Here is a 26,303-nt window from a genome sequence, read left to right as displayed (position 1 = left end):
AGGGCGTGGCGGACGAGTTCGAGAAGGGTGTCAAGGGCGCGGGCGGCAAGGTGGTGGGTCGTGAGTTCACGAGCGACAAGGCCACGGACTTCACCGCCATCCTGACCTCCTTGAAGGGCAAGAAGCCGGATGTGGTGTTCTTCGGCGGCATGGACGCTGTGGCGGGCCCGATGCTGCGCCAGATGAAGCAGTTGGGCATTGACGCCAAGTTCATGGGCGGCGACGGCATCTGCTCGGGCGAGCTGCCCAAGCTGGCGGCCGGCACCATGGGCGATGGCCAGGTGGTGTGTGCTGAGGCGGGTGGTGTTGAAGGCGAGTCCAAGAAGTCGATGGACGACTTCAAGGCCAAGTTCAAGGCAAAGTACAAGCTGGACGTGCAGATTTATGCACCGTACGTGTACGACGCGGTGAACGTGATGGTGGCGGCGATGGTGAAGGCGGGCTCGGCTGAGCCGGCGAAGTACCTGCCGGTGCTGGCCAAGACCGAGGGTTACAAGGGTGTGACGGGCACGATCGCGTTCGACAACAAGGGCGACATCAAGAACGGCGCGCTGACCTTGTTCACCTACAAGGCCGGTGCACGCGAGCAGATCGCTGTGGTGCGCTGATCGAAGCGGCAATCGCAAACCAACGAATCTGAGGGCGGTCCGGGATCAGCCCGGCTGCTGCTCAGCCCCCTGAGAGCGTCCACCGTAAGGTGGACGCTTTTTTTGTTTGCTCATGCGGCGATGTCCTCACGGCAGCCTTGGGGCTGCGGCGAATTGCATGCTCTCCGGGGAAGCGTCATACAGCTTGGTTACAAGCGTGGCTGCTTGTGATTTCTTCACGTGGCACCTTCGCTGCTTTGCGTTCTACTGCGCCCGGTCGCGGAGTTGGGTTTGCCCCTTGTGTTGCATCACAGCCCCGCGGTATCAGTTGGCATTCGGGCAGGGTAACCCTCTAAACGGGGGGCTTTCAAGCGGCAGACAGGAGGGCATGATCCTCCAGCAAGAAAGCGTCCCTGGGCATGGTGAGTTGCTGAGTCAGTCGGGTGTTGCTTGTACACGCATTGAGTCGTGGAGAGGGTGGGTCCGACAGGCAGTAAGGCCATTGCAGTCGATCCTTGTTTTGCTGCACCAGAGCGACAGGGAAGTGGGTTCGGGTAGACCTTAGGGATGCTTGAGCAGAGCGTTTGGGGAAAGAGCATGATTCGAGTTTTCAATCACTACTTGCACAGGCGGACGCTACTCCAGGTCTTCTTTGACCTCGGGCTGATCATCTTCGCCTTGCTGGCGGTGACGCTGAGCCAGGGTGAACAGGCCGGCCAAGTGATCCCCTTTGCGGCATCTCATGGCCTGTCCTTGGCTGGGTGCATGTTCGTGATCAACTCGGCGACGGGCTTCTATCAGCATGTTCACAACCGTTCGGTGACTGAGTCGTGTGCCCGCGCACTGCTGGCATTGCTGCTGGCACTGCCGATCGCCTACGGAATCTTCAGCCTCTTGCCCGCGGACTTCAGCGAAAGCCGCGAACTGATGACCATCGCGGCGATGGCGGCTGTCGCAGCTGTGCTGGTCCATCGCGTCTATGCAGCGCACTCGATCGCACAATCCCGCAATCGTACGAAGATCTTGATCTTCGGTTCAGGCGAGGTTGCTCGTGCCGTCGGCAACACGCTCAAGAGCGCTGATCCGCATGCGCAGATTCTGGGCTACTTTCCTGGGCCGAATGAGACGGAGCCCCATGTCGCGCGCGCTGAAATCATTGAGCCCCAGGGGACTCTGACTGAAACGGCACTCAAGCTCGGCGTTGACGAAATCGTCGTTGCACTGTCAGAGCGACGTGGAGGCAGCATGCCTTTGCGCCAATTGCTCGATTGCAAGCTCTACGGCGTGCGCGTTGTTGACATCGCAACGCACTTCGAGAAGACGCTGGCCCAGATCAAGATCAGTCACGTCAATGCGGGCTGGCTGATCTTTGGTGATGGTTTCAACCAAGGCGTGCTTCGCACCAGTGTGAAGCGTGTTTTCGACATTCTCTTTTCGGCACTTATCCTGTTGCTGGCTCTGCCGATCATGGCGGTCACAGCTTTGCTGATTAAGTTCGAATCTCGCGGTCCGGTGTTTTACCGCCAGGAGCGTGTCGGATTGAACGGCAAGGTCTTTGAGGTTATCAAGTTTCGCAGCATGCGTACTGATGCCGAGAAGGATGGCAAACCACGCTGGGCCACCGTCAACGACGACCGGGTCACCAAGGTTGGTCGCTTCATCCGGCGCGTTCGCATCGATGAATTGCCTCAGTTGTTGAATGTGCTTCGCGGTGAAATGAGCTTGGTTGGGCCTCGTCCCGAGCGTCAGTACTTTGTTGACGAACTGATTGCCAAGATTCCTTATTACGCAGTTCGTCACAGCGTCAAGCCGGGCGTCACTGGATGGGCGCAGGTGCGCTATGAGTATGGCTCGACCGTTGAAGACTCCGTCGAGAAGCTTCAGTACGACCTGTACTACGTCAAGAATCACACCTTGTTCCTTGACCTGTTGATCATGCTGGAAACGGTCGCGGTCGTCCTGACCGGCAAGGGTGCGCGCTGATCAAGCTTGATCTTGCTGGTCCTGTTTGCTGGGGGCCTGACTGCTGGGCCAACGATGGCTGCAAGCTGATGAGTTCGTGCAACCGGGTTCCAGTCGGGCATGATTCGTTCGATCATGCTTGAACCTCACTTCAATTTGGGTCTGGTCTCTTTCGGGGCTGCGGCGTTCGCATACGTGGCCTTTCTGGGGGCGTATGTCTGGCGCACGCGTCACTCATTGAGGGTCGGAGGGCGCGCCGGGCAAGTCTTCCTTGCTGCCATGCTCGCCGGCGCAGTGTGGGCGATTGCTGGATTGGTCTCAGAGCTGTCGACCGCCAGCGTGACTTGGCAGGCCTCGGTGGTGCCCTGGCTGGACTGGCTGCGCTACGCCTTGCTGCTGTGTTTCGTCCTTTTTCTCCTGCGCGTGCCGGAGGCGGCTAGGCCGGCCGACAAGGTACGGCGTTTGCTGCTATGGGGCACGGGTGCCGTGCTGACGGTGGTTCTGCTACTGAACCTGGGCAGGGAGTTCAGTGACTTGCGCGCCGTGGTCTGGATGCGTCCGTTGGCCTATGGATGGCTTGCGCTCAGCGTGATCGGTCTGCTCTTGGTGGAGCAGCTGCTGCGCAACGTCGATAGTGAAGCCCGTTGGGGAGTCAAGCCCGTTTGCCTGGGCCTTGGCGTGGTGTTTGCCTTTGACCTCTACCTGTTTTCTCAGGCGGCGCTGTTTCAGGGCATCGATCCTGACGCGTTGGGCGTCCGCCCCTTGATTCACAGTTTCGCTGTCCCTTTGCTTTACCTTGCCAGCCGGCGCCGTGTCGACTGGCTGGGCAAGCTGCATGTGTCTCGCGCCGTCGTCTTTCATTCGGCGACGATGTTGCTGGCAGGCCTCTACCTCTTGCTGGTTTCCGGTGTCGGCTACTACATCCGCTACACCGGAGGGGACTGGGGCCGGGCGATGCAGATCGCGTTGATCGCGGTGGCTTTGCTGACATTGCTGCTTGCGCTGCTGTCGGGCTCGATGCGCGCGAAGCTTCGTGTCTACATCAGCAAGCATTTCTTCAGTTACCGATACGACTACCGGGAAGAATGGCTTCGGTTCACGGCCATGTTGTCGTCGCAGAACTCCCCTCAGGAGTTAGGCATCTCGGCGATTCGCGGCCTTGCCAATCTCGTCGAAAGCCCGTCGGGCGTGCTTTGGTTGCGTCTTGGTGGGGCCGGTGACTATCAGCAGTCAGCGAGATGGAATCTTCCCGAGATCCACGAGCCGGAATCCGCCGACGCCAAGTTTGCGGTTTATCTCCAAGAGACCGGCTGGATTGTGAATCTTGACGAGTTGCGCAACGAGCCGCAGAGACACCCTGGTTTGGTCGTGCCGCAGTGGATGCGCTCCGATGATCGCTACTGGCTTCTCGTCCCGTTGCCCGTGGGGGCAAACCTTATTGGCTTCGCTGTCCTGGGGCGGCCAAGAACACCGGTCGACGTGAACTGGGAGGTCCGCGACTTGCTTCGCACCGCGAGCAGCCAAGCCGCGAGCTACCTGGCGCAGATGATGTCAACCGAGGCGTTGCTGGAGGCGCGCAAGTTCGATGCATTCAACCGCATGTCAGCCTTCGTGGTGCACGATCTGAAGAACATCGTGACGCAGTTGTCCTTGATGATGAAGAACGCTCGCAGGCTGCGCGACAACCCGGAGTTCCAGGAGGATATGCTGGCCACAGTGGAAAACTCGTTGGAGAAAATGCGCCAGTTGATGCTTCAGTTGCGCGAAGGTTCGACACCGCACGGCGTATCACAAGGTGTTGACTTGGTGCCCATCGCCAAGCGTTTGGCCACAGGTGCACACAGCAAAGGCAGGCAATTGGTTGTGGAGATTCGTACGGCGGTCAGTACTCGTGGGCACGAGGAGCGGATCGAACGAGTCATTGGTCATGTTGTTCAAAATGCATTCGACGCGACGCCAGAAGATGGGCGAGTCTGGTTGACCCTGGATCGGCATGGGAGCAACGCCTGTATCGAGGTCGGAGATACTGGCTGCGGCATGAGCGATGAATTCATCCGCACGCGACTGTTCAAGCCTTTTCAGACAACGAAGCCCAATGGCATGGGTATTGGCGCATTCGAGAGCTTTCAGTATTTGCAGGAACTTGGGGGGAAGATCAACGTGGAGAGCGAAATCGGGCAGGGCACCAAGGTAACGATCCATTTGCCGCTGTTTCACGCCGGTCAGACGTCTGATCTCGGCATGCTGAGTTTCAAATGAGTTCGGTCCGTGCCCAACCTTTGTTGATCGTCGAGGATGATCTTGCGCTGCAGAAGCAGTTGAAGTGGTCGCTGGACGGTTTTGAATCAGTCCAGGCAGACGACGTTGCGTCCGCAGTGCTGCAGTTTCGACGTCACCAGCCGGCTGTGGTGACCATGGACCTGGGCCTGCCGCCTGATCAGGACTCGGTGTCCGAGGGTTTCAAGCTGCTTGAAAAACTGATGGAGCTTGATCCTGGGGTCAAAGTGATCGTACTGACCGGGCAGAACGATCAGGCGAACGCGCTGCGCGCCATTCGCCTGGGTGCCTACGATTTTCTCGCCAAGCCGGTTGACCCGGACGCCCTGTCCCTCACGGTTGAGCGGGCCTTTCGCCTCTACGACTTGCAGCAGGAGAATCGCCGACTGCAAGCGCAGCAGAGTTCCGACACGGTGGGCGGCATCATCACGCGCGATGAGCGGATGCTCAAGATTTGCAGGACGATCGAGAAGGTCGCTCCCAGCAATGCCACCGTCCTTTTGCTCGGGGAGAGCGGTACCGGCAAGGAACTTCTGGCTCAAGGACTGCATGATGCATCCAAGCGCAAAGGGCGCTTTGTTGCGATCAACTGTGCGGCCATTCCTGAGAACCTGCTCGAGAGCGAGCTGTTTGGGTACGAGAAGGGTGCGTTCACCGGGGCAAGCAAGACCACCATCGGCAAGATTGAAACGGCCAACGGCGGCACCTTGATGCTTGACGAAATTGGCGACCTTCCTTTGCCCCTGCAAGCAAAGTTGCTGCGTTTTCTCCAAGAGCGAGCCATTGAGAGAGTCGGCGGACGCCAGGAGATTCCCATCGACGTTCGCATCGTGGGCGCGACTCACCAGGACTTGCGGCACTTGATCAGCCAAGGCAGTTTCCGCGAGGACCTCTATTACCGCCTGGCGGAGATCGTCGTTGACATCCCGCCGCTGAGGCAAAGGCAAGGTGATGCCGTTCTGCTTTGTCACTCGTTCTTGAAGCGCTTCGCCGCTGAACAGCGCCGGCCGGCACTGACATTGAGCGAGGACGCGGTGCGAGCCATCGAGACTTACGGCTGGCCAGGCAATGTTCGCGAATTGCAGAACCTGATGAAACGGGCCTCCATCATGGCCGACGCCGATCGAATCACGGCTGACGATATCGGCCTCCCATCCCCTGAGGCCAATGAGGGGGATGAGGAATTGGCTTCGCTGGATTTGCGCAGTGTCCGCGAGCGAGCCGAACGTCAGGCGGTGGTCGCTGCGCTGGCGCGCTCGGCTGGCAGCATCGTTAAGGCGGCTGAGATCCTGGGCGTGAGTCGCCCGACGCTCTACGACCTGATGAGTCGTTTGCAGATCAAATAGCCCGCAGGGCTGGAACAAGGGAGAGATTGTGAAGCGTTCGAATCAACGTGCTGGCTTGATCTTGGCCGTCGGCTTGTCTGCGGTACTGGCGGGCTGTTTTGGTGACTCACCAGAGTCGCTGATTGCGTCGGCCAAGTCGCACATAGCAAAGAACGACAGCAAGGCTGCTGTCATTCAACTCAAGAACGCGCTGCAGAAGAATGCATCGTCTGCAGAGGCTCGCTTCCTGCTGGGCAAGCTGCTGCTTGACGGGGGCGATGTCAATGGTGCCGCTATCGAGCTGGGTAAAGCCAAAGAGCTCAATTACGACAGTCAGCAACTCACCCCCTTGCTTGCCAGGATTCTGCTGCTGCAGGGCCAGCCTGAGAAGGTTCTGGCCGAGTACGCGCAGACCGCGCTGAGCGATCCCAAGCAAGCGGCTGATCTGAAGCTCACCCTTGCTGGCGCCTATCTGGCGACGGGCAAGACAGACAAGGGCCGCGAGAGTCTGGATGCTGCGCTGAAGGCCGACCCCAGCTCCTCGCAGGCGCAGCTGCTGGACGTTCGACTGCGCGCATCGCAAGGTCGTGTTGAAGAAGCCTTGGCGACATTGGATGCGGTCCTGACGAAGAAGCCAGAATTTAGCCAGGGCTGGCAATTGAAGGGCGACCTTCTGGGCGGCGGGCTGAATCGCCCTGAGGAGGCTCTCAGCGCCTATCGCGAAGCACTGAAACACGACCCCAAGAGCATCGGTGCGCTGTCTGGGATCTTTCTGCTGAGCTTGTCCAAGGCGGACAACGAAGCGGCTCAGGACGCATTGAAGAAGATGCAGGCGATTGCGCCGAACCTGCCACAGGTTCGCTACTTCGCCACACGCTTGGCACTGCAGCGAAACGACCTGGCGGCGGCCAATGAGCAGGCACAGGCCCTGCTGAAGCTGACCCCAAAGAATCCCAATGCCCTGCAAATCGCAGGCGCTGTGGCCTACCGGCGCAATGAGTTGGTGCAAGCCGAGACCTATCTTCGCCAGGCCCTTCAGGCAGCGCCGAACTCCCTGCCTGCCAAGTTGACGCTTGCCCGCACCTACCTGCGCAGCGGCGAGCCGAAGAAGGCCCAGGCAACGCTTCACGACCTTGTCGAAGGCAAGGAACCCAATCCCCAAGCCCTTTCAATACTGGCAGAAGCGGCGCTGCAGCAGGGCGACGCCAAGCTGGCCGAAACCTACTTTGCCCAGGCCGTCAAGCTGAATCCCAAGGATTCACGCAGCCGCACTGCGCTGGCCATGGCTAACATCGGCAAGGGCCAGAGTGAACAGGGGCTGGAGGAGTTGCGCGCCATCGCTGTGTCAGACGAGAGCGTGCTGGCCGATATGGCCCTCATCAGCACCTTGGTGCGCAAGAAGGACTTTGACCAGGCACTGAAGGCAGTTGACGCGGTCGAGCGCAAGCAAGCAGGCCAGCCGACCGCAGCCGCTTTGCGTGGGCGGATCGAGCTGCTGCGTGGTAACACCGCCAAAGCCCGCGAGGGTTTCGACGCTGCGCTGAAGGTGTCTCCGGCCTACATGCCTGCGCTTGCTTCGCTGGCTGCGCTGGATATCGCCGCAAAGAAGCCCGAGGACGCAGTACGCCGGTTCGAGGCTGTCATCGACAAGGCGCCGCAGAATGTGCAGGCTCAAATGGCCTTGATCGGACTGCGCAAGGACATGGGAGCGAAGCCCGAAGAGCTGCTGGAGCGTCTGAGCAAGGCGATCAAGCAGAACCCACAGGCGCCCCAGCTCCGCTTGGCGCAGATACAGCTTAAGCTTGAACAGAAAGATGTGAAGCAGGCGCTTGCGAGTGCCCAGGATGCCGTTGCCGCCGTGCCTGACAACGTGGATATCCTCAGCGCCTTGAGTCAAGCGCAAGCTGCTGCAGGTGACTTCAACCAGGCGTTGATTGCTGCAAACAAGGCGGTCTCACTCCAGCCAGACTCGGCGACGCCGCTTGTGCGCTTGTCCGAGTTGCAGTTCTCACGCAAGGACTATGACGGTGCCGCGCAGACATTGAGGCGCGTGATCGCCCTGAAGCCTGATGTGCAGCAGCCGTACGGCATGCTGATCACCGTCCTGCGCGAAGCGGGCAAGCCCACTGAGGTCAGGGCGGTGTTGCGCACCATGAAAGCGCAGTTCCCCAAGTCGGCGGCACCTTTCACGCTGGAAGGTGATTTTGAGTACGCCGACAAAAAGTGGGATGCGGCGGTCCAGGCCTACCGGAAGGGCTTGGACATAGAAAATGACAGTGCGCTGGCCATGAAAATTCACATGGCGCTGCTGTCGAGTGGTAAGGCCGATGAGGCGAAGAAGCATGAGGCGCAGTGGATTGCCCGGAATCCCAAAGACCCTGCTTTCGTCTTCTACTTGGCCGATCAGGCGCTTGCCCAAGGCGACACGACGGCTGCTCTGGCACGCTATCAAACGGTGTTGAAGCTGCAGCCCAATCATCCGGTAGCAGCTAACAACACTGCGTGGTTGCTGCATAAAGCTGGCAAGCCCGGTGCGCTTGAGCTTGCGCAGCGCGCTAACGAGCTCCGCCCGAAGAGTCCAGCCTTTATGGATACCCTGGCAGAAATCCTGGCGACGAGCGGGCAGATGGACAAGGCTCTTGCGTTGCAGCGCGAAGCCGTCACGCTTGCGCCTGAATTCCATCCGCATCGCCTTCATCTTGCCGAGCTCTATGTTCGTGCAGGCAAGAAAGCCGAAGCGGCCGAGGAGCTCAAACAGTTGGCGGCACTGGGCGATAAGTTCCCTCGTCAGGAAGAGGTCAAACGTCTGCAGGCGAAGCTTTGACGATAGGCTTGCAGCAGCAGCTTGTTACATTGCGTTGCCTCTGCTAGCCTGAGGCAGTGCTCCGACGCTCGCAGTTCTTGCTAGGTGTATGGAGTTCATAACGCAGACGAGGTATGACCCAGATTCGGCGCTCAAGTTTCAAGAAGCGATTCCATCAGTGGCTGCGCGATCTTTTCGCGCATCTCCCGCGGTCGGTTCGGCATCGCTTTTACCGATCCATGGTGGATTGCGACCCGGCACCGGATCTGCGCCTGCAACTCAAGATCGCTGAAACGCAGGCGGAGCTGGAGGATTGTTTTCGCATCCTTCATGACGCCTATGTCGGCAGCGGTTTCATGAAGCCCGACCCTTCCGGTCTGCGCGTAACGGATTACCACGCACTGCCGACCACGACGACCTTGTGTGCCCTCTACGACGGGCGGGTTGTGGGCACGATTTCAATGATTCGCGAGGGCGTGTTCGGTTTCCCTTTGCAGTCGGTCTTTGATCTGGAACATGTGAGAGCCAAGGGTGGAAACATCGCCGAGATCTCGGCCTTGGCTGTGCACCCGGATTTCCGCAAGACAGGCGGAGCGATCCTGTTTCCGCTGATGAAGTTCATGCATGAGTACTGCACCGAGTACTTTGACACGCGGCATCTGGTAATTGCGGTCAACCCCGACCGTATTGAGTTGTACGAGGCGCTGCTGTTCTTTCAACGTTTGCAGGAGCGGACGGTCGACAACTATGACTTCGCCAACGGCGCTCCTGCCGTCGGCGCCACGCTTGACTTGAAACACGCCTCTGAAGTATTCAAGGCGGGCTACAAAGGAAAGCGGGCTCGCAAGAACCTGCACAAGTATTTCTTCCAGACGCGACTGGAGAACATCAACGTTCCAAAGAGGCGCTACTTCACGACCAACGACGCGGTCATGACACCCTCATTGCTTGACCATTTCTTCAATCAGCGCACCCAGCGTTTCTCGGAGTTGGACGATCGAAAGAAGGCCCTGTTGTGGTCGATCTACAGCATGGTTGAATACCGCAGGGTCTTGCCCATGCTGAGCGCTGCAAGCAGCGAAGTCGGCGCAGGAGCGGCCCAGCACCCGCTTCGGCAGCATCAAAGGCACTCGATTCGTTGCCCTGGCGAGATGTCGGTCAACATTGCAAACGGCCAGCAAATCATCAAGCTTCAAGTGATCGAGATCTCCTTGCTGGGATTTCAGGCTGAGTGTCAGCATGAATTGCCGGTGGGGTCGGTGGGGGAGGCTGTCATTGCGCTCGGTGAAGCAGAGCGCGCGCATGTCCATGCAACCGCTGTGCGCCGCAAGGACAGCGACGGGCGCAGCTTCATCGGCTTCCGCCTGGATGAACCCGATCGAGTCTGGCGTGAATGCGTGGCCGCACTGGAGACCGGCTTGACGGCATCGGATCTGTCCCGATGAGGCGCAGGGCGCTCCTTGTCGCCGGGGTAGCAGGGGCGGGGCTATGCGGCCAAGTCCACGCTGCAGACTACGTACGCTTGATCGAGCGCAGCAAGCCTTCGGTCGTGCTGGTGGGTACCTTTGGCGAGACGGACAGCCCTCGGTTCGGCTTCAGCGGCACGGGCTTCGTGGTGGGAGACGGCAATCTGGTCGTGACCAACGCGCATGTTCTGCCGCCGCCGGCTCGCCTGGATGGCTCTGGCCGGCGCGTTGTCGTTCAGATTCCGGTGAGCCGTGGGCAGTGGAGCATGAGGTCCTGTTCGGTGCTCACCGTTGACCGCACCCGTGACTTGGCGCTTCTGAGGTTTGACGGGCCGGCGGCGCCCGCGCTGATGCTTGCCAATGACGAGGAGGTCCGCGAGGGTTTGCAGGTCGCTTTCATGGGTTTTCCCATCGGCAACGCACTCGGATTCGCACCGGTCACGCACCGCGGCATGATTTCGTCGATCGTTCCAATCGCCCAGCCTCAGGCTGGAGCGCAGGGGTTAAATGACGCGTCGATCCGGCGTCTGCGGGAAGGCACTTTCGATGTGCTTCAGCTGGACGGCACCGCGTATCCAGGCAACAGCGGTGGGCCGGTTCTCGACGTCGACACCGGACGTGTTGTCGGGGTCATCAATATGGTGCTGGTCAAGGGCAGCAAAGAGTCGGCGCTGAGCCACCCCAGCGGCATCAGCTACGCCATCCCGAGCTCGGCCGTCAATCGTCTGCTCAAGCCCTGAGCAGACGCGCTACCGGGCTTTGCAGCCCATCAACGCGCCATGCACACAGGCTTGCGCTGGAGTGCGGCCAGCTTGGCAATACCCGCATAAACACTGGGGCGCAAACGTTTAGCGTTTTCCATAGCCAGACATTACACTGCGGCTTCCTACAATGCGCTGTGCAGCCTCTGGCCCCCCTGGGCCGGGCGCTGCAAGCCGACTTCACATCTCAGTCCTAACCAGCCTTGATGGGTACGCCATGACGCTTGCTATCACCAAATTCGCCAAAGCCGCAGTCGCGGCTGCCCTGTTCGGCGCGGCAGCCACAGCGCTGGCCCAGCCAGCCATCATCTACGACATGGGCGGCAAGTTCGACAAGTCCTTCAATGAAGCGGCCTACCGCGGCATCGAGCGCTGGAAGCAGGAGACAGGCAAGAACTATCTCGAGTTTGAGATCAGCAATGACACCCAGCGCGTCCAAGCGATCCGTCGCATGGCGGAGCGGGGCGCCAACCCCATCATCTCCATCGGTTTTGCTCAGGGTTCAGCCTTGGACCAGGTGGCCAAGGAGTTCCCGAAATCGAACTTTGCCATCATCGACATGGTGGTGAATCAGCCGAACGTGCAGTCTGTCGTGTTCAAGGAGCATGAAGGCAGTTTCCTGGTTGGCGCGATGGCATCGCTGGCCAGCAAGAGCGGCAAGGTGGGCTTCATCGGTGGCATGGACATCCCCTTGATCCGCAAGTTCCAGTGCGGATTCGAACAAGGCGCGAAGGCCGCCAATCCCAAGGCCGAGGTGTCGGCAAACATGACAGGCACGACCGCAAGTGCCTGGAACGACCCTACCCGCGGCGGTGAGCTGGCCAAGGCCCAGTTCTCCAAGGGCGTCGATGTCATTTTTGCAGCAGCGGGTGGAACCGGTGCAGGTGTCTACCAGGCGGCCAAGGACGCCGGCAAGCTGGCCATCGGCGTCGACAGCAACCAGAACCACATGCAGCCCGGCACCATGCTGACCTCGATGGTCAAGCGGGTCGACGTCGCTGTGTACAACGTGCTGAAGAGCTACAAGCCTGGCATGAGCGCGCTGGGCCTGAAGGAAGGCGGTGTCGACTTCGCGATGGATCAGCACAACGCCAAGCTGGTGACACCAGCGATCAAGGCCAAGGCTGACGCCTACAAGGCCGACATCATCGCTGGCAAGATCAAGGTTGCAGACTTCATGGCAGACAACGCCTGCAAGTATTGAGCGAACACATCTGAGGGCAGGGCCGCCGGAAGCACCGGGGCTGCTGCCCTCAGTCATTTCTGTGTCCCCAGCAAGCCTAGGCATGACAGCAACGAACCCGGCCGCGAGCACCGAAACCCCAGCGGTGCGCCTGTGCGGCATTAGCAAGCGTTTCGGTGCGGTGCAGGCGAACCGCGACGTCAGCTTCGCGGTGGCGCCCGCAACCGTGCATGGCCTGGTTGGCGAGAACGGCGCTGGCAAAAGCACCCTGATGGCCATTCTGTATGGCTACTACCAGGCCGATGCTGGGCATATCGAGATGGCGGGGCGCGAAGTGGCGATCCCCAACTCGGAGCAGGCCATTGCGATGGGCATCGGCATGGTTCATCAGCACTTCATGCTGGTTGACACCTTGTCTTGCCTGGATAACGTCATGCTCGGCGCCGAGCCAGGCTTCTTTCTGACGCGCGCCAAGCGGCAGGTCAAGGCTCAGCTCGAGACCTTGATGCTCGAAACCGGTCTGCATGTCAGCCTGGATGCCAAGGTGGCCGATCTGCCGGTGGGCGAGCTGCAGCGCCTGGAGATCCTCAAGGCGCTCTACCGCGGCGCCAAGCTGCTGATCCTGGACGAGCCGACGGCAGTTCTGACGCCGCAAGAAACTCAGCAGCTCTTTGAAACCCTGCGCCGCCTCAGGGCGCGAGGGACGACCATCATTCTCATCACGCACAAGCTCAAGGAAGTGATGGCCTTGTGCGATGAGGTGACCGTGATGCGCTCAGGGCAGGTGGTCCACAGCTGCGCCATCAGTCAGACCAGTGAGGAAGGCCTGGCCGAGGCCATGGTGGGCCGCAAGGTCAATCTGGGACGCATCAGCGGCGCGGCGCCGATCGGCGAGTCGCTGCGCCTGCACGGCCGGGGGATCAGCCTGCGCAGCAAGCAGGGCGTAGCCCTGCTGTCCGATGTCGAGCTGCGCTTGCATGCAGGCGAGATTGTTGGCGTCGCCGGTGTGTCAGGCAACGGACAAAGTGAGTTGCTCGAAGTGTTGGCCGGCATGGCCGTGCCAAGTGCCGGCCGACTTCTCTTGGGCGATGCCGAATTCAGCGCTGACGAATGGCTGGACCCGTCGCGTGCCCGTGCGCTCAAGCTGGCGCATGTGCCCGAAGACAGGCAGGTGTGCGGCATGGTGATGAGCTTTCCAGCGTGGGAGACCGCAGCGCTGGGCTACCAGGATCAAGCGCAGTACCGCGCTGCGCCCTTGGGATTGGGGATGCGGCAATCGCATCTTCGCGAGCAGACGGCGGAGATGATGGAGCGCTTCGACGTGCGGCCGCGCAACGCGCTGCTGGGTTCGTCGAAATTTTCTGGCGGCAACCAGCAGAAGTTGATCCTGGCTCGTGAAATCGCTCAGGCCCCCGCGGTGCTGCTGGTGGGGCAGCCTACGCGTGGCGTGGATATCGGTGCCATCGAGTTCATCCATGGTCAGTTGCGTGCGCTGCGCGATGCGGGTTGTGCCGTGCTGCTGGTGAGCAGCGAACTCGACGAAATCCTGGCGCTGGCTGACCGCGTCATCGTGATGAACAGCGGACGTATCACCGGTGAGCTGAACATCGACCAATGCAATGAGAAGACACTGGGCTTGTTGATGGCGGCCCAGGCACCCATGAACCGGAGCGAAGAAGACATGGGAGTGTCCGAACGATGAGTCAACAGGCACATCAATTGCCGCGCTGGATCGACTTGGGCGTGCTGCCGCTTTGGAATCTCGCCATTGCTCTGGCGGTGGCCGGTCTGGTGGTGCTGGCCATCGGGCAGAGCCCCTCGCATGCGCTCGCCGTGCTGATGCAGGGCGCCCTGGGCAGTGCTCGTGGCATCGGGTACACGCTGTACTACGCCACCACCTTCATCTTCACGGGTCTGGCGGTCGCCGTCGCCTTCCATGGCGGGCTGTTCAATATCGGTGGAGAAGGGCAGGCCACCTTCGGCGGTCTGGGCGTGGCACTACTCGCCTTGGCCTTGGGCGCCAGCTTGCCGGCGCCGCTGCTGTTGCCGCTGCTGGTCTTGTCGGCCGCGCTGTTCGGTGCCTTGTGGGCATTGATCCCGGCTTACCTGCAAGCCTGGCGCGGCAGCCATATCGTCATCACCACCATCATGTTTAACTTCCTGGCGGCCAGCCTGAACGTCTACCTGCTGGTCAACGTGCTGCGGCCCAAGGGCAGCATGGCCGTTGAGAGCGCGAGCTTCAGTGAGTCCTCCCGCATGCCCAGTCTGCATGGCATTGCGCAGTCGCTGGGCTTCGACATGCCTTCGTCGCCACTCAACCTGAGTCTGCTGCTGGCCCTGCTGGCCTGCGTGTTCGTCTGGTGGTTCCTTTGGAAGAGCCGCGCCGGCTACGCGCTGAGAGCGGTGGGCAGCGCACCGAAGGCTGCGCATTACGCCGGTATCCGCCCCAGGCTGCAAGTACTCGTTGCCATGGGGCTCTCCGGTGCTCTGGCTGGCATGGTGGCGGTCAATGAGATTTCCGGCGTGCAAGGCAAGCTGACGCTGGACTTTGTCGCCGGCGCTGGATTCACCGGTATCGCGGTGTCCCTGATGGGGCGCAATCATCCGGTAGGCATCGTGCTCGCAGCGCTGCTGTTCGGCCTGCTCTACCAGGGCGGAGTCGAGGTGGCCTTCGAGATTCCCGGTTTCAGCCGCGAGATGGTGGTGACCGTGCAGGGTCTGATCGTCCTCTTTGCCGGTGCCATGGCGATGGTCAGTGTGCCGCTGTTTGCTCGCCTTTACCGCCTGTTCGCCAAGCGTGCGGAGTCCAGCCATGGATGAAGTCATGATCGGTTCAGTGCTGGCTTCCACGCTGCGCGTCACCACACCGTTGCTGCTTTGCGCATTGGCCGGCATGTTGAGCGAGCGCGCCGGCGTGATCGACATCGGCCTTGAGGGCAAGATGTTGTTCGCTGCGTTCGCGGCAGCGGCGGCGGGGGCCGCGACGCATTCGACAGGCTTGGGCCTGGTGGCTGCGGTGGCCGTGGCCGTGGCGTTGTCGATGATGCATGGCTTCGCCTGTGTCACACACCGCGGCGATCAGGTGGTCACCGGCGTGGCGCTGAACATGGTGGCCGCCGGCCTGACGGTGGTTCTCGGCATTGCCTGGTTCGCCCAAGGCGGGCAGACGCCGCCCATCAAGCCTGACGTCCGGCTCACCGGCCTGAGCTCAAGCTGGGCTGAGCCTGCGGCGGGCAGCTGGTTTGAGTCGGTGATTGGCCACGGCCTGCTCAGCCACAACGTGCTCGTCTATCTGGCATTCGCCCTGGTCCTGCTGGTCTGGTTCTTCCTGGAGCGCACTCGACCCGGTCTGCGTCTGCGCGCCGTGGGCGAGAACCCGGCCATGGTGGACGCCGCTGGTGTCTCGGTGCCACGGCTGCGCTATGCCGCATTGATGATGAACGGCATGTTGTGCGGACTCGCCGGCGCCTACCTGACGCTGGCCCAGAACGCTTCCTTTTCGCCGAACATGACCGCCGGTCGCGGCTTTATCGCGCTGGCTGCGATGATCTTCGGCAAGTGGAAGCCGGTGCCCACCATGTTCGCCTGCCTGCTGTTCGGCTTTCTCGATGCGGTTGCGATTCGCATGCAAGGCGCCATGCTTCCGGCGGCACTGGGCGGCGGCGAAGTCCCGGTGCAGGCCATCCAGGCCTTGCCCTATGTCCTGACGGTGGTGCTGCTTGCCGGTTTCATCGGCCAGGCCATGGCACCCAAGGCCCTGGGCCGGCCCTATATCAAGGAGCGCTGACAGCATGTCGTGGCAAGACCTGCCCCTTGATCTGCAGCAGCGCCTGCTCACCGCCTCGCTGGGCGCGCGCGCGCATTCGCACTCACCCTATTCGAACTACGCCGTCGGCGCCGCGATCCTGGATGACGAAGGCCGCGTCCATGTTGGCGCCAATATCGAGAATGCCGCCTATCCGCAAGGCTGGTGTGCCGAAGCGACGGCACTGGGCGCCATGGTGATGGCTGGCGGGCGGCGCGCCCGCGCCGTGCTAGTCAGCGGGCCTGGGCCTGACATCATCACGCCCTGTGGAGGCTGCCGCCAGAAGCTGCGCGAATTCGGCGCAGCCGACCTGCTCATCATCGCCGCCGATCCCGGCGGCATCCGTCAGCACTGGACCCTGGAAGAGCTGCTGCCCTTCAGTTTCGGCCCCGAGCATCTGAACAAGCCCTGAGGCCCAAGGAAGTATTCCCATGATCGACAACAAGACTCTCGAACCCCTGATTCAAGCCACGGTTGCCAAGTTGCAGTCGCTTTTCGGCAGCGCCCCGGAAGTGGCCGTGGTGCTGGGTTCCGGCTGGGCCGGCGCTGTGCAGAAGGTTGAGGACGCGCAATCACTGGCCTATGCCGAGCTGCCGGCTTTCCCCAAGCCCAAGGTCGAAGGCCATGTCAGCGAAATCGTCGTCGGTCGCATCGGCGAGCAGCGTGTCGTGATGCTGCGCGGCCGCGCGCATACCTATGAAAGCGGCGAATGCACCGGCATGGCCGGCGCCCTGCGAAGCCTCAAGCGCTGGGGCTGCAAGGTTCTGCTGCAGACCAATGCCTCGGGCTCGCTGCGCAGCCAGATGCCGCCCGGCAGCCTGATGCTGATCGCCGACCACATCAACGCGCCGCAGCGATCACCCCTGGTGGGCGAGCTGGGCAGCGAGCGCTTCGTCGACATGAGCTGTGCCTACGATGCCGAGTTGCGCAGCCATGCCAAGGCGATCGCGCAGGCACAGAACGTCATGCTTGGCGAGGGAACCTATGTCTGGGCCCTGGGGCCGCAGTTCGAGACTCCGGCCGAGATTCGCATGTTCTCCGCCTGGGGTGCCGACGCCGTGGGCATGAGCACCGTGCCTGAGACCATCCTGGCGCGCCATTGCGGCCTGCGCGTGATGGGCCTGGCGCTGATGACGAATATGGCGGCCGGGCTGTCGGCCGAGGCTTTGACCCATGCGCTGACGTTGCAACAGGCCGAGGCCTCGGGTTCGCGCGCCGCGCAGTTCCTGGCTGATGTGGTGTCCGGCATGGCCGGGCTGGCTTCGCTGAAGAGCGACGCATGACCATGACTCGACAGGACGCCGCGCGGCTGGCCTTGCAGTGCCTGGACCTGACCAGCCTGAACGACGGCGACAGTGCCGCCGATATCGAAGCCCTGTGCCAGCGCGCGCAAGGCCTGCATGGCCGCGTTGCCGCGGTCTGCGTCTGGCCGCGTTTTGTGGCGCAGGCGCGGGCGGCGCTGCCGGCCGAGATCAAGGTGGCGGCGGTGGCCAACTTTCCGGCGGGAGAGCTGAACATGCAGCAGGCCTTGGCAGATGTCGCCGCGATCGCGGCAGCCGGCGCAGACGAGATTGATGTGGTGCTGCCGTACCGCGCTTTGCTGCAAGGCCAGCACAGCGAGGTCGCCGAGTTCCTGGCCGAGGTCCGCCACGCCAGCCGGCCGCTCACACTCAAGGTCATCATCGAGAGCGGCGAGCTGAAGTCGCCGGAGCTGATCGCCGATGCAACCCGCCTGGCCCTGGTGGCTGGCGCAGATTTCATCAAGACCAGCACAGGCAAGACGCCTGTTTCGGCGACGCCTGAGGCGGCGCGCGTGATGCTCAACGAGATCGCAGCCAGCGGCATGGGGGCCGCCGGCTTCAAGGCCTCCGGCGGAATCCGCAGCGTCGCGGATGCACAGATCTACCTGGAGCTGGCGGCGGACAAGCTCGGCGTGGCGTCGCTAAATCCGCGTCGCCTGCGCTTCGGCGCCAGCGGCTTGCTGAACGACATCGAGGCGGTGCTGGGTGGCACTGCTGCGCCGCTGGCGTCGCAGGGGTACTGAGAAGATGCTGGCCCAGGAAGTGATTCGCGCCAAGCGCGACGGCCATGCGCTCGACGCGGCGCAGATTGACAGCTTCGTCCGCGGCCTGGTCGACGGCAGCTGGAGCGAGGGCCAGATTGCCGCGCTGGCGATGGCCGTATTCCTGCGCGGCATGGGCCGTGACGAGGCGGTGGCGCTGACGCGCGCGATGATGCATTCGGGCCGCGTGCTGGCCTGGCCCGATATGCCTGGTCCGGTGCTTGACAAGCATTCAAGCGGCGGCGTGGGCGACAAGATCAGCCTGATGCTGGCACCTCTGGTGGCGGCCTGTGGCGGCTATGTGCCGATGATCGCCGGGCGCGGCCTCGGCCATACAGGCGGCACGGTGGACAAGCTGGAGGCGATTCCCGGCTATCGCACCATGCCGGCGGCGCAAGAGTTCGACCGCATCGTGCGCACGCTGGGCTGCGCCATCATCGGCCAGACGCCTGATCTGGCGCCGGCCGACAAGCGGCTCTACGCCATCCGCGATGTCACCGCCACGGTCGAGAGCGTGCCACTGATCACCGCCAGCATTCTGTCCAAGAAGCTGGCCAGCGGACTGCAAGGCCTGGCGATGGATATCAAGTGCGGCAACGGTGCCTTTGCCGACACGCCGGAGATGGCGCGCCAGCTGGCTGAGAGCATCGTGGCGGTGGCGGCAGGAGCCGGCCTCAAGACCCGTGCGCTGGTCACTGACATGAACCAGGTGCTGGGCCACGAGGTGGGCAACAGCCTTGAGCTGCTGGGTGCGATCGACTATCTGCGCGGCGATGCCCGCGAAGCACGCACGCACGAGCTGACGCTGGCACTGGGCGCGCAAATGCTGATCATCGGCGGCCTGGCGGCAGATGAGGTGCAGGCTCGGGCCAAGTTGCAGGTCGCGCTCGACAGCGGTGCGGCAGCTGAGCGCTTTGCTCAGATGGTGGTGGCGCTGGGCGGGCCGAGCGATCTGATGGAGCGGCCCGCTGCCTATCTGGCTGCCGCACCGGTCGTGCTGCCGGTGCCGGCGCTGCGCGCTGGCCGCTTGGCGGCCATGAAGACCCGTGACGTGGGCTTGATCATCGTTGAGCTTGGCGGCGGTCGCCGCCAGCCGGGCGATGCGATTGATCACCGTGTCGGTTTCAGCGCGATGCGCCAGCTTGGCGATGTTCTTGCTGCCGGTGAGCCGCTGGCCATGGTGCATGCGGCCGACGCGGCGGCTGCAGAGCGCGCGGTGGCGGCCTTGCAGGCCGCCTGCGAGATCGGCGATGCCTCAGGCGCCTGGACGGCGCCCGCCCTGTTGCAGGCCACGGTCGGCTAGACTGCCGCCCCTGTTGTTGCCACGAAGCCCGCCCCATGTCCGACACCCCCGACTCTCCCGATCAGGCGCTGATGCCCGATAGCCCGCCGCGCCGCGCCATCAAGAGCTTCGTGGTGCGCGCCGGCCGCATGGGTACGGGGCAGATCAAGGCGCTTGCGGAGCTGGGGCCACGCTATGTGCTGCCCTTCAAGCCCGAGCGCTTGAACCCGGCCGAGGTCTTCGGCCGTGAGGCGCCCTTGGTGCTGGAGATTGGTTTCGGCATGGGCGGCGCCACGGCGCAGATCGCCAAGACGCTGCCCGACCACGATTTCATCGGCTGCGAGGTGCATGAGCCCGGCGTTGGCGCACTGCTCAAGCTGATCGATGAGCAGCAGCTGAGCAATATCCGTATCTTCCAGCACGATGCCGTCGAGGTGCTGGAGCAGATGATCGCGCCCGGCTCGCTGGCTGGCGTGCACATCTTCTTTCCCGACCCCTGGCACAAGAAGCGCCACAACAAGCGCCGGCTGATCCAGCCCGACTTTGTCGCCAAGCTGGTGCAGCACATCCGTCCCGGCGGCTATCTGCATTGCGCCACCGACTGGGAACCTTATGCCCAGCAGATGCTGGAGGTACTGTCGGCCGAGCCGCAACTGGAAAACAGCGCCGCCGGCTTTGCCGAGAAGCCGGCCTACCGGCCGCTGACCAAGTTCGAAAACCGCGGCCTCAAGCTGGGCCACGGCGTCTGGGACCTGGTGTTCAGGCGGCGTCAGCCGGCGCCTTGATCAGGCTGGCCACGGCCAGCACGATCAGCGCCAGCGCCATTGGCACGGTGGAAATGAAGCCGGCGTGCTTGAAGCCGAGCGCGCCGCCCAGTCCGCCGATGAAGAAGGCGAGCACCAGACTGGCGTGGATCTTGAGCTTGCGCCGATTGGCCTCGACCTTGGGCGCCGCGCCGCTGTAGCTGCGGTTCCAGTAGAGCAGCTTGCCCAGTTCCAGCCCCAGGTCGGTCAGCAGACCCGTCACATGGGTAGTGCGGATCTCGGCGTTTGAGATCTTGGTGATCAGCGCATTCTGCAGACCCATCACATAGCAAAGCAGCAAGGCGGTGAGCGACACGCGCTCAATCTGGTGCGGCAGCATTGCGCTGCCAACAAGGCCGAAAACAAGCAGCAAGGCCGCCTCCAGCAACAGCGTGGGCGCGTAGGCCCAGGCAGGCCGATGCCGCCGGCTGAAATTGACAAGCAAGGCCGTGCTCGCTGCACCGAGCAGAAAGGCCACGACCGCCATGCAAGCACCCAGCGCCAGTGAGAGCTGGGCGAGCGCCAGATGATCTGCTGCAGCCGAGACCATGCCAGTCATGTGCGAGGTGTACTGCCCGACCGCCAGGAAGCCACCGGCATTCAAGGCGCCCGCGATCGATGCGAGGCCGATGCCGAGATGCAGATTGGCACGGGCGCTGCGTTCTGGGGCTGTGAGCTCGGCAAGGTAGTCGACAGGCATCGCGCAAGCATAAGCCTCGCGATCGCGTTTGCCTTGCCGCGCAGGCGCAGCGGCATGGCTGGGGCCTGATAGAGTGCGCGCCATGTCTGAATCGAAGCAACTCGCTGGCAAGCATGTGCTGCTGGGCCTCTCGGGCGGCATCGCCTGCTACAAGAGTGCCGAGCTGGTGCGCCTGCTCGTGAAGGCCGGCGCCACGGTGCAGGTCGTGATGAGCGAGGCCGCGCAGGCCTTCATCACGCCGGTAACCCTACAAGCCTTGTCGGGGCGCAGCGTCTACACCGACCAATGGGACGCGCGCGAGGCCAACAATATGGCCCACATCAACCTCAGCCGCGAAGCGGATGTGATGCTTATCGCGCCGGCCAGCGCCGACTTCATTGCCAAGCTGGCGCAGGGGCGGGCGGACGATCTGCTGAGCCTCACCGCACTGGCGCGCCCGACCGAGCGCTGCCCGCTGCTGGTGGCGCCCGCGATGAACCGCGAGATGTGGCTGCACCCGGCCACGCAGCGCAATGTGCTGCAGATCCAGGCCGACGGTGCTAGGGTGCTAGGCCCTGGCCATGGCGAGCAAGCCTGCGGCGAGACCGGTGACGGCCGCATGCTGGAAGCCGAGGAGCTGCGCGACGCACTGATTGCCTTCTTCCAGCCCAAGCTGCTGGCCGGCAAGACGGTGCTGATTACGGCGGGGCCGACCTTCGAGCCGATCGACCCGGTGCGCGGCATCACCAATCTGTCCAGCGGCAAGATGGGTTTCGCGATTGCCCGTGCGGCCGCTGAGGCCGGGGCCTCGGTGACCCTGGTGGCCGGTCCCGTCCATCTGCCGACGCCGGCCGGTGTGCGACGCATCGATGTGCAGACGGCGCAGCAGATGCATGACACGGTGCTGCCGCTGGCCACCTCGCATCAGATCTTCGTCGCCACTGCGGCGGTGGCCGACTGGCGGCCGGCGCAGACGAATGCGCACAAAATCAAGAAGGACGGCAAGAAGGTGTCGCCGGTCTTCGAACTGACCGAGAACCCCGACATCCTCGCAGCCGTGGCGGTTCTGCCCGACGGGCCTTATTGCGTGGGCTTCGCCGCCGAGAGCCAGGATCTGGCCCGGCATGCGCGCGAAAAACTCGAGCGCAAGAAGGTGCCGCTGATCGTCGGCAACCTGGGCCCGGCGACCTTTGGACGCGACGATAACGCCTTGCTGCTGGTGGATGCGCAGGGTGAGCGCGAGTTGCCGCACAACGACAAGCTGAGTCTTGCGCGCGATCTGGTGCGCGAAATCGCTGACCGACTGACTGAAAAACGATGACGACTGTTGACCTGAAAGTGCTCGATGCCCGCATGGCCGAGCAACTCCCCGCGTACGCAACGCCCGGTTCGGCTGGCTTGGACTTGCGTGCCTGCCTGGATTCGGCACTCACGCTGGAGCCCGGTCAGACCCGCCTGATCCCGACGGGCATTGCCATCCACATCGGCAACCCCGGCCTGGCTGCGGTCATCCTGCCGCGCTCTGGCCTGGGTCACAAGCACGGCATCGTACTCGGCAACCTGGTCGGCCTGATCGATTCCGACTACCAGGGCCAGCTGATGGTCAGCTGCTGGAATCGTGGCCAGACCGCATTCGTGATCGAGCCGATGGAGCGCATCGCCCAGCTGGTGCTGGTGCCGGTGGTGCAGGCCACATTCCGTCGCGTCGAGGAGTTCGACGCGACGCAGCGAGGCGAAGGCGGGTTCGGTTCAACCGGCAAGGGCTGACTGAGCCTCGGGCCGGCTCGGTTCAGTGAATCTGCGCGTCCGGCGGCGCGCCATTGACCACGCTGAAAACAGCTTCGCCGACGCTGCCAGCCTGCACTTCCTCTTCGGTGGCTTCCCGCACGTCGCGCACCTTCAGGTGCATGCGCAGGCCGATGCCGGCCAGCGGATGGTTGCCATCGAGCACAACATGCTCGGGGTAGACCTCAGTGACCGTGTAGACGATGTCTGCCGGCATGCCTTCGCTGCGGGCGCCTTCTGGTAGACCTTCAAACTGCATGCCTTCGCTGACGGCATCGGGCAAGGACGCTCGTTTCTCAAAGCACACGAGTTTCGAGTCGTAGTCGCCGAAAGCCTCATCAGGCTGCAGCGCCAGGCTGGCCTCGAAGCCGATTTCCTGGCCTGCCAACTCTTGCTCGACGCGCGCGAACAGATCGTCGCCGCCGTAGAAAAACTCCATCGGCTCGGCCAGTTCGTCGATCAACTGGCCCTGGGCATCTTCGAGTCTCCAGCTGAGGGAGACGACACATGGGGCAGAAATTTGCATGGTCGGATTGTTTCACACCGCCACGCGGTGACAATTCCGGCATGGATAATATCTCGACCGCGACCCCCTTGCTCGGAGGCCTGAGCCCCGCCCAGTTCATGCGCCGCCATTGGCAGAAGAAGCCTCTGCTGGTGCGCCAGGCCATGCCCGGCGTGCAGCCGCCAGCCACGCGGCGCGAGCTGGCGGAACTGGCCGCCAATGCGGACGTCGAGTCACGCCTGATCAGCTCTTTCGATGGGCGTTGGACCTTGCGGCACGGCCCGGTGGCAAAGCTGCCGGCGTGGAACAAGCCGAACTGGACCTTGTTGGTGCAAGGGCTGGATCTCCATCTGCCTGCCGCGCATGCCATGTTGAGCCAGTTCCGCTTCGTGCCCGAGGCGCGTCTGGACGACCTGATGATTTCCTATGCGACTGACGGCGGTGGTGTGGGGCCGCATTTCGACTCCTACGACGTGTTCCTGATCCAGGTGCATGGCAAGCGCCGCTGGCGCATCGGCGCGCAGAAAGACGCCGTGCTGCGCGATGATGTGCCGGTCAAGCTGATTGCCAACTTCAAGCCCGAGCAGGAGTACGTGCTGGAGCCGGGCGACATGCTGTATCTGCCGCCTGGTTGGGCGCATGACGGCCTTGCCATCGGTGAATGCATGACCTGCTCGGTCGGTTTCCGCACGCCGTGGCGCGCCGAGTTGGCGCGCGAGTTGCTGCCCCGCTTGATGGATGATGAGTCTCGCGCCTACAACAATCGCATCTACGCCGATCCGGCCCAGGCGGCGACCGCGCATCCTGGCGAAATTCCGCCTGCCTTGCTGAGTTTTGCCCGTGACGCCATCGACCGGGCCGTCAGGGAGCCGCTTGCGTTGGAGCGCGCTCTCGGCGAGGCATTGACCGAGCCCAAGCCCAAGGTCTGGTTTGACGCGGGAGGGGAGTTGGCCCCTGGCTGTGCCGTGCGTCTGGATGATCGCAGCCGCATGATGTACGACCCGGCGCATGTGTTTCTCAACGGCGAGTCTTTCCGAGCTAGCGGCCGGGATGCTCGCCTGATGCGCAGTCTGGCTGACGCTCGGGAACTCGGCGCAAAAGACGTCGGCCGTCTGTCGGTGGGCGCGCGGGAGTTGCTGAGCCAATGGGTCGAGGACGGTTGGCTGCACGTGCTGGCTTGATCGCAGGAGTCCTAGATGAGTGAGTTGCCCGAAGGTCTGGTGACGTCCCGAGCGGACTTTGTGGACGCGTTGACCAAGGGCATCAGCGTCGCTGCTGAGCGTGGCTGCCGCGAGTTCTGCTGGATGGATGCCGACTTCAGCCAGTGGCCCTTGTCCGACCCTGCCGTGCTGGACGCGCTGACGCGGTGGGCGCTTCCGCACAGGCGCCTGCATCTTCTCGCGGCTCAGTTCGACACCCTCCGCAGCCGCCATCCGCGCTTCGTCCAGTGGCGGCAGCGTTTTGATCACGTGCTCTTGGCGCGCCAGTTTGCGCCTGATGAGCTCCCGGCAGGTGGTCCATTAGCAGCCATGCTCGCACCTGGTTTGTTCAGCCTGAAACTGTTGGATTCAAGGGCTTGGCGGGCGGTGTGCAGCGTTCAAACGGCTGACTTGATCGGCACGCGGGAATGGTTTGATGCGATTGAGCAACGTGCTACGGAATCGTTTGCAGCGAGCACACTTGGGTTGTAAGGATTTTCCCGAGTTGAGGTTAGAATAGTTGGCTAGATGTAAGGGGCGCTCGAGGCCTTTTGCGTCTTGTTCTGCTGAGGTCCGCGGTGTTTGTGCAGTGCTGAACTGCTGTGTGGCTTCAAAAATTACCGGTAATTAATCGTCGTCTCAACGATTCGAGGACAAGTATGAAAAAGTCGATCCTGTTGGCTTCCCTGCTGGCTGCTGTTGCCCTGTCTGCTTGCGGCAAGAAGGAAGAAGCTGCTCCTGCTGCTCCGGCTCCTGCTGCTGCTCCCGCTCCTGCTGCTTCGGAAGCCGCATCGGCTCCGGCTGCTGTCGCTTCGGCACCTGCTGCCGCTGCTTCGGACGCTGCCAGCAAGTAATCGGTTCGCCGACTGCTTCGAAAGCCGCTTGGCTCAGGCCAAGCGGCTTTTGTCATTTCTGGGCCTGAACTTTGGCCTGTTTCACTGGATACAGCCGCCTCGCTAGACAGATTGCCAGGCCAGGCCCTCAGCTTGGCTCGCGACGAGGATATCCTCAGGTGCGGCACCCAGTGCGCTGGCCAGCGCCAAGGCGGCGAGTGCTGGCGTGTTGTTCTGTTCGCTCAGATGGGCTGCGGCGACTCGCTTCAAGCCCGCGTGCTGGCAGTCTGCCAGGATCTGCGCTGCGGCCGCGTTGGAGAGATGCCCATGCGAGCCGAGGATGCGCCGTTTCAGGGACGGTGGATAGCGGCCGGCGCGCAGCATGTCCTCGTCATGGTTGCACTCCAGCAGCATCGCATTACAGCCCTGCAGTTCCGCAATCAAGGCCGGCGTGCTGCTGCCGGTATCGGTCAGTAGCCCGAACCGGCGCTGCCCGTCACTGGCGCGCAGTTGCAGCGGCTCGTTCGCGTCGTGGGGTACGGCAAAGGGCTGCAGTTGCAGGTCGCCCAACTCGAGCAGATCGCCGTTGCGGCACAGGTGGAGCAGCGCTTGATCGAATGCTGCGGCGTTGCGCGTTGATGCGATGGCCCGCCAGGTACCGCGACTGGTCCACAAGGGAATGCGGTAACGCTGGCTCAGTGCGAGTGCGCAGCCCACGTGGTCGCCATGCTCATGGGTGATGAACAGGGCCTGTAAATCCTCCGGGACAAGACCGGCGCGAGCGAGGCGACGCTTCAGTTCGCGCTCACTGAAGCCGCAGTCGATCAGCACGCAGGTGCTTGTTATGCCCTGGCTCGCTTCGATGGCCGTGGCATTGCCGCCGCTACCGCTGCCTAAACTGCAAAAGCGCATGGGGCTTCAAGGCGTGTGCAATGCCGGATCTGGCTCTTCTGGAAAAGTTAAACGCCGCCCTCCACAGGGCTGGC

At 62.6% G+C, this 26,303-nt stretch carries 24 protein-coding genes; 21 read left to right on the top strand and 3 right to left on the bottom strand.

The window, feature by feature from the left end; translation table 11 throughout:
* The 16 genes from ACIQ67_RS08715 to trmB form a co-directional block, all read left to right on the top strand.
* The coding region (locus tag ACIQ67_RS08715) for a branched-chain amino acid ABC transporter substrate-binding protein (protein ID WP_397533975.1) at nucleotides 1-608 on the top strand (608 nt) is incomplete at its 5' end.
* Between the two features lie 576 nt (nucleotides 609-1,184).
* Entirely contained in the window at nucleotides 1,185-2,570 is a 1,386-nt protein-coding gene (locus ACIQ67_RS08710; RefSeq protein WP_397533974.1) for a TIGR03013 family XrtA/PEP-CTERM system glycosyltransferase, read from the top strand.
* Nucleotides 2,571-2,669: 99 nt separating this feature from the next.
* Nucleotides 2,670-4,808, top strand: a complete 2,139-nt coding sequence (gene prsK / locus ACIQ67_RS08705) for an XrtA/PEP-CTERM system histidine kinase PrsK (protein ID WP_397533973.1) — start codon at nucleotides 2,670-2,672, stop codon at nucleotides 4,806-4,808.
* Nucleotides 4,805-6,172, top strand: coding sequence for a PEP-CTERM-box response regulator transcription factor (prsR, locus tag ACIQ67_RS08700; RefSeq protein ID WP_397533972.1), 1,368 nt, complete (start codon nucleotides 4,805-4,807; stop codon nucleotides 6,170-6,172). The genes prsK and prsR overlap by 4 nt, the downstream gene beginning before the upstream one ends.
* Before the next feature lie 61 nt (nucleotides 6,173-6,233).
* Complete coding sequence (gene prsT / locus ACIQ67_RS08695; protein ID WP_397533971.1) at nucleotides 6,234-8,975, top strand: XrtA/PEP-CTERM system TPR-repeat protein PrsT; 2,742 nt, start codon at nucleotides 6,234-6,236, stop codon at nucleotides 8,973-8,975.
* 113 nt (nucleotides 8,976-9,088) lie between these two features.
* Entirely contained in the window at nucleotides 9,089-10,399 is a 1,311-nt protein-coding gene (locus ACIQ67_RS08690; RefSeq protein ID WP_397533970.1) for a GNAT family N-acetyltransferase, read from the top strand.
* A 77-nt stretch (nucleotides 10,400-10,476) separates the two neighbouring features.
* Complete coding sequence (locus ACIQ67_RS08685; RefSeq protein WP_397533969.1) at nucleotides 10,477-11,160, top strand: serine protease; 684 nt, start codon at nucleotides 10,477-10,479, stop codon at nucleotides 11,158-11,160.
* A 238-nt stretch (nucleotides 11,161-11,398) separates the two neighbouring features.
* The gene (locus tag ACIQ67_RS08680) at nucleotides 11,399-12,385 is read left to right on the top strand and encodes a BMP family protein (RefSeq protein ID WP_397533968.1); all 987 of its coding nucleotides are present in this window, start codon (nucleotides 11,399-11,401) and stop codon (nucleotides 12,383-12,385) included.
* Between the two features lie 82 nt (nucleotides 12,386-12,467).
* Nucleotides 12,468-14,066 (top strand): ABC transporter ATP-binding protein, encoded by a 1,599-nt coding sequence (locus ACIQ67_RS08675; protein WP_397533967.1) that lies wholly within the window; start codon nucleotides 12,468-12,470, stop codon nucleotides 14,064-14,066.
* Nucleotides 14,063-15,184: an ABC transporter permease gene (locus ACIQ67_RS08670; RefSeq protein WP_397533966.1), complete on the top strand. Its 1,122-nt coding sequence runs from the start codon at nucleotides 14,063-14,065 to the stop codon at nucleotides 15,182-15,184. The genes ACIQ67_RS08675 and ACIQ67_RS08670 overlap by 4 nt, the downstream gene beginning before the upstream one ends.
* Nucleotides 15,177-16,151 carry an ABC transporter permease gene (locus ACIQ67_RS08665; RefSeq protein WP_397533965.1) on the top strand — a complete coding sequence of 325 codons (975 nt, stop codon included), beginning with the start codon at nucleotides 15,177-15,179 and terminating at the stop codon, nucleotides 16,149-16,151. Before ACIQ67_RS08670 ends, ACIQ67_RS08665 begins: the two co-directional genes overlap by 8 nt.
* A gap of 4 nt (nucleotides 16,152-16,155) precedes the next feature.
* Nucleotides 16,156-16,581, top strand: a complete 426-nt coding sequence (cdd, locus tag ACIQ67_RS08660) for a cytidine deaminase (protein ID WP_397533964.1) — start codon at nucleotides 16,156-16,158, stop codon at nucleotides 16,579-16,581.
* 19 nt (nucleotides 16,582-16,600) lie between these two features.
* Nucleotides 16,601-17,452, top strand: coding sequence for a purine-nucleoside phosphorylase (locus ACIQ67_RS08655; protein ID WP_397533963.1), 852 nt, complete (start codon nucleotides 16,601-16,603; stop codon nucleotides 17,450-17,452).
* The gene (deoC, locus tag ACIQ67_RS08650) at nucleotides 17,449-18,213 is read left to right on the top strand and encodes a deoxyribose-phosphate aldolase (RefSeq protein ID WP_397533962.1); all 765 of its coding nucleotides are present in this window, start codon (nucleotides 17,449-17,451) and stop codon (nucleotides 18,211-18,213) included. The genes ACIQ67_RS08655 and deoC overlap by 4 nt, the downstream gene beginning before the upstream one ends.
* A gap of 4 nt (nucleotides 18,214-18,217) precedes the next feature.
* Entirely contained in the window at nucleotides 18,218-19,534 is a 1,317-nt protein-coding gene (deoA, locus tag ACIQ67_RS08645) for a thymidine phosphorylase (RefSeq protein WP_397533961.1), read from the top strand.
* Between the two features lie 35 nt (nucleotides 19,535-19,569).
* On the top strand, nucleotides 19,570-20,298 hold the full coding sequence (gene trmB, locus ACIQ67_RS08640; protein WP_397533960.1) for a tRNA (guanosine(46)-N7)-methyltransferase TrmB: 729 nt from the start codon (nucleotides 19,570-19,572) through the stop codon (nucleotides 20,296-20,298).
* On the opposite strand, the gene ACIQ67_RS08635 is transcribed toward trmB, so the two are convergent.
* Complete coding sequence (locus tag ACIQ67_RS08635; RefSeq protein ID WP_397533959.1) at nucleotides 20,273-21,016, bottom strand: YoaK family protein; 744 nt, start codon at nucleotides 21,014-21,016, stop codon at nucleotides 20,273-20,275. The two genes, trmB and ACIQ67_RS08635, sit on opposite strands and share 26 nt — an antisense overlap.
* A gap of 82 nt (nucleotides 21,017-21,098) precedes the next feature.
* On the opposite strand from ACIQ67_RS08635, the gene coaBC reads away from it, so the two are divergent.
* On the top strand, nucleotides 21,099-22,316 hold the full coding sequence (coaBC, locus tag ACIQ67_RS08630; protein ID WP_397533958.1) for a bifunctional phosphopantothenoylcysteine decarboxylase/phosphopantothenate--cysteine ligase CoaBC: 1,218 nt from the start codon (nucleotides 21,099-21,101) through the stop codon (nucleotides 22,314-22,316).
* Nucleotides 22,313-22,762 carry a dUTP diphosphatase gene (dut, locus tag ACIQ67_RS08625; RefSeq protein WP_397533957.1) on the top strand — a complete coding sequence of 150 codons (450 nt, stop codon included), beginning with the start codon at nucleotides 22,313-22,315 and terminating at the stop codon, nucleotides 22,760-22,762. Before coaBC ends, dut begins: the two co-directional genes overlap by 4 nt.
* A gap of 22 nt (nucleotides 22,763-22,784) precedes the next feature.
* Here dut and ACIQ67_RS08620 read toward each other — a convergent pair whose 3' ends face one another.
* The gene (locus ACIQ67_RS08620; RefSeq protein WP_397533956.1) at nucleotides 22,785-23,306 is read right to left on the bottom strand and encodes a peptidylprolyl isomerase; all 522 of its coding nucleotides are present in this window, start codon (nucleotides 23,304-23,306) and stop codon (nucleotides 22,785-22,787) included.
* A gap of 41 nt (nucleotides 23,307-23,347) precedes the next feature.
* On the opposite strand from ACIQ67_RS08620, the gene ACIQ67_RS08615 reads away from it, so the two are divergent.
* From ACIQ67_RS08615 to ACIQ67_RS08605, 3 genes are all read left to right on the top strand, one after another.
* Nucleotides 23,348-24,466 carry a JmjC domain-containing protein gene (locus tag ACIQ67_RS08615; protein ID WP_397533955.1) on the top strand — a complete coding sequence of 373 codons (1,119 nt, stop codon included), beginning with the start codon at nucleotides 23,348-23,350 and terminating at the stop codon, nucleotides 24,464-24,466.
* 15 nt (nucleotides 24,467-24,481) lie between these two features.
* On the top strand, nucleotides 24,482-24,976 hold the full coding sequence (locus ACIQ67_RS08610; RefSeq protein ID WP_397533954.1) for a hypothetical protein: 495 nt from the start codon (nucleotides 24,482-24,484) through the stop codon (nucleotides 24,974-24,976).
* A 167-nt stretch (nucleotides 24,977-25,143) separates the two neighbouring features.
* The gene (locus ACIQ67_RS08605) at nucleotides 25,144-25,338 is read left to right on the top strand and encodes a hypothetical protein (protein ID WP_397533976.1); all 195 of its coding nucleotides are present in this window, start codon (nucleotides 25,144-25,146) and stop codon (nucleotides 25,336-25,338) included.
* Nucleotides 25,339-25,440: 102 nt separating this feature from the next.
* Here ACIQ67_RS08605 and ACIQ67_RS08600 read toward each other — a convergent pair whose 3' ends face one another.
* Nucleotides 25,441-26,229, bottom strand: coding sequence for an MBL fold metallo-hydrolase (locus ACIQ67_RS08600; protein WP_397533953.1), 789 nt, complete (start codon nucleotides 26,227-26,229; stop codon nucleotides 25,441-25,443).
* Nucleotides 26,230-26,303 lie beyond the last annotated feature (74 nt).

It is taken from the genome of Roseateles sp., from assembly GCF_044373315.1.
Lineage (GTDB): Bacteria > Pseudomonadota > Gammaproteobacteria > Burkholderiales > Burkholderiaceae_C > JACDQM01.
The sequence above is the reverse complement of the archived record's forward strand: the minus strand, read 5'-3'. Positions and strand labels throughout refer to the sequence as shown.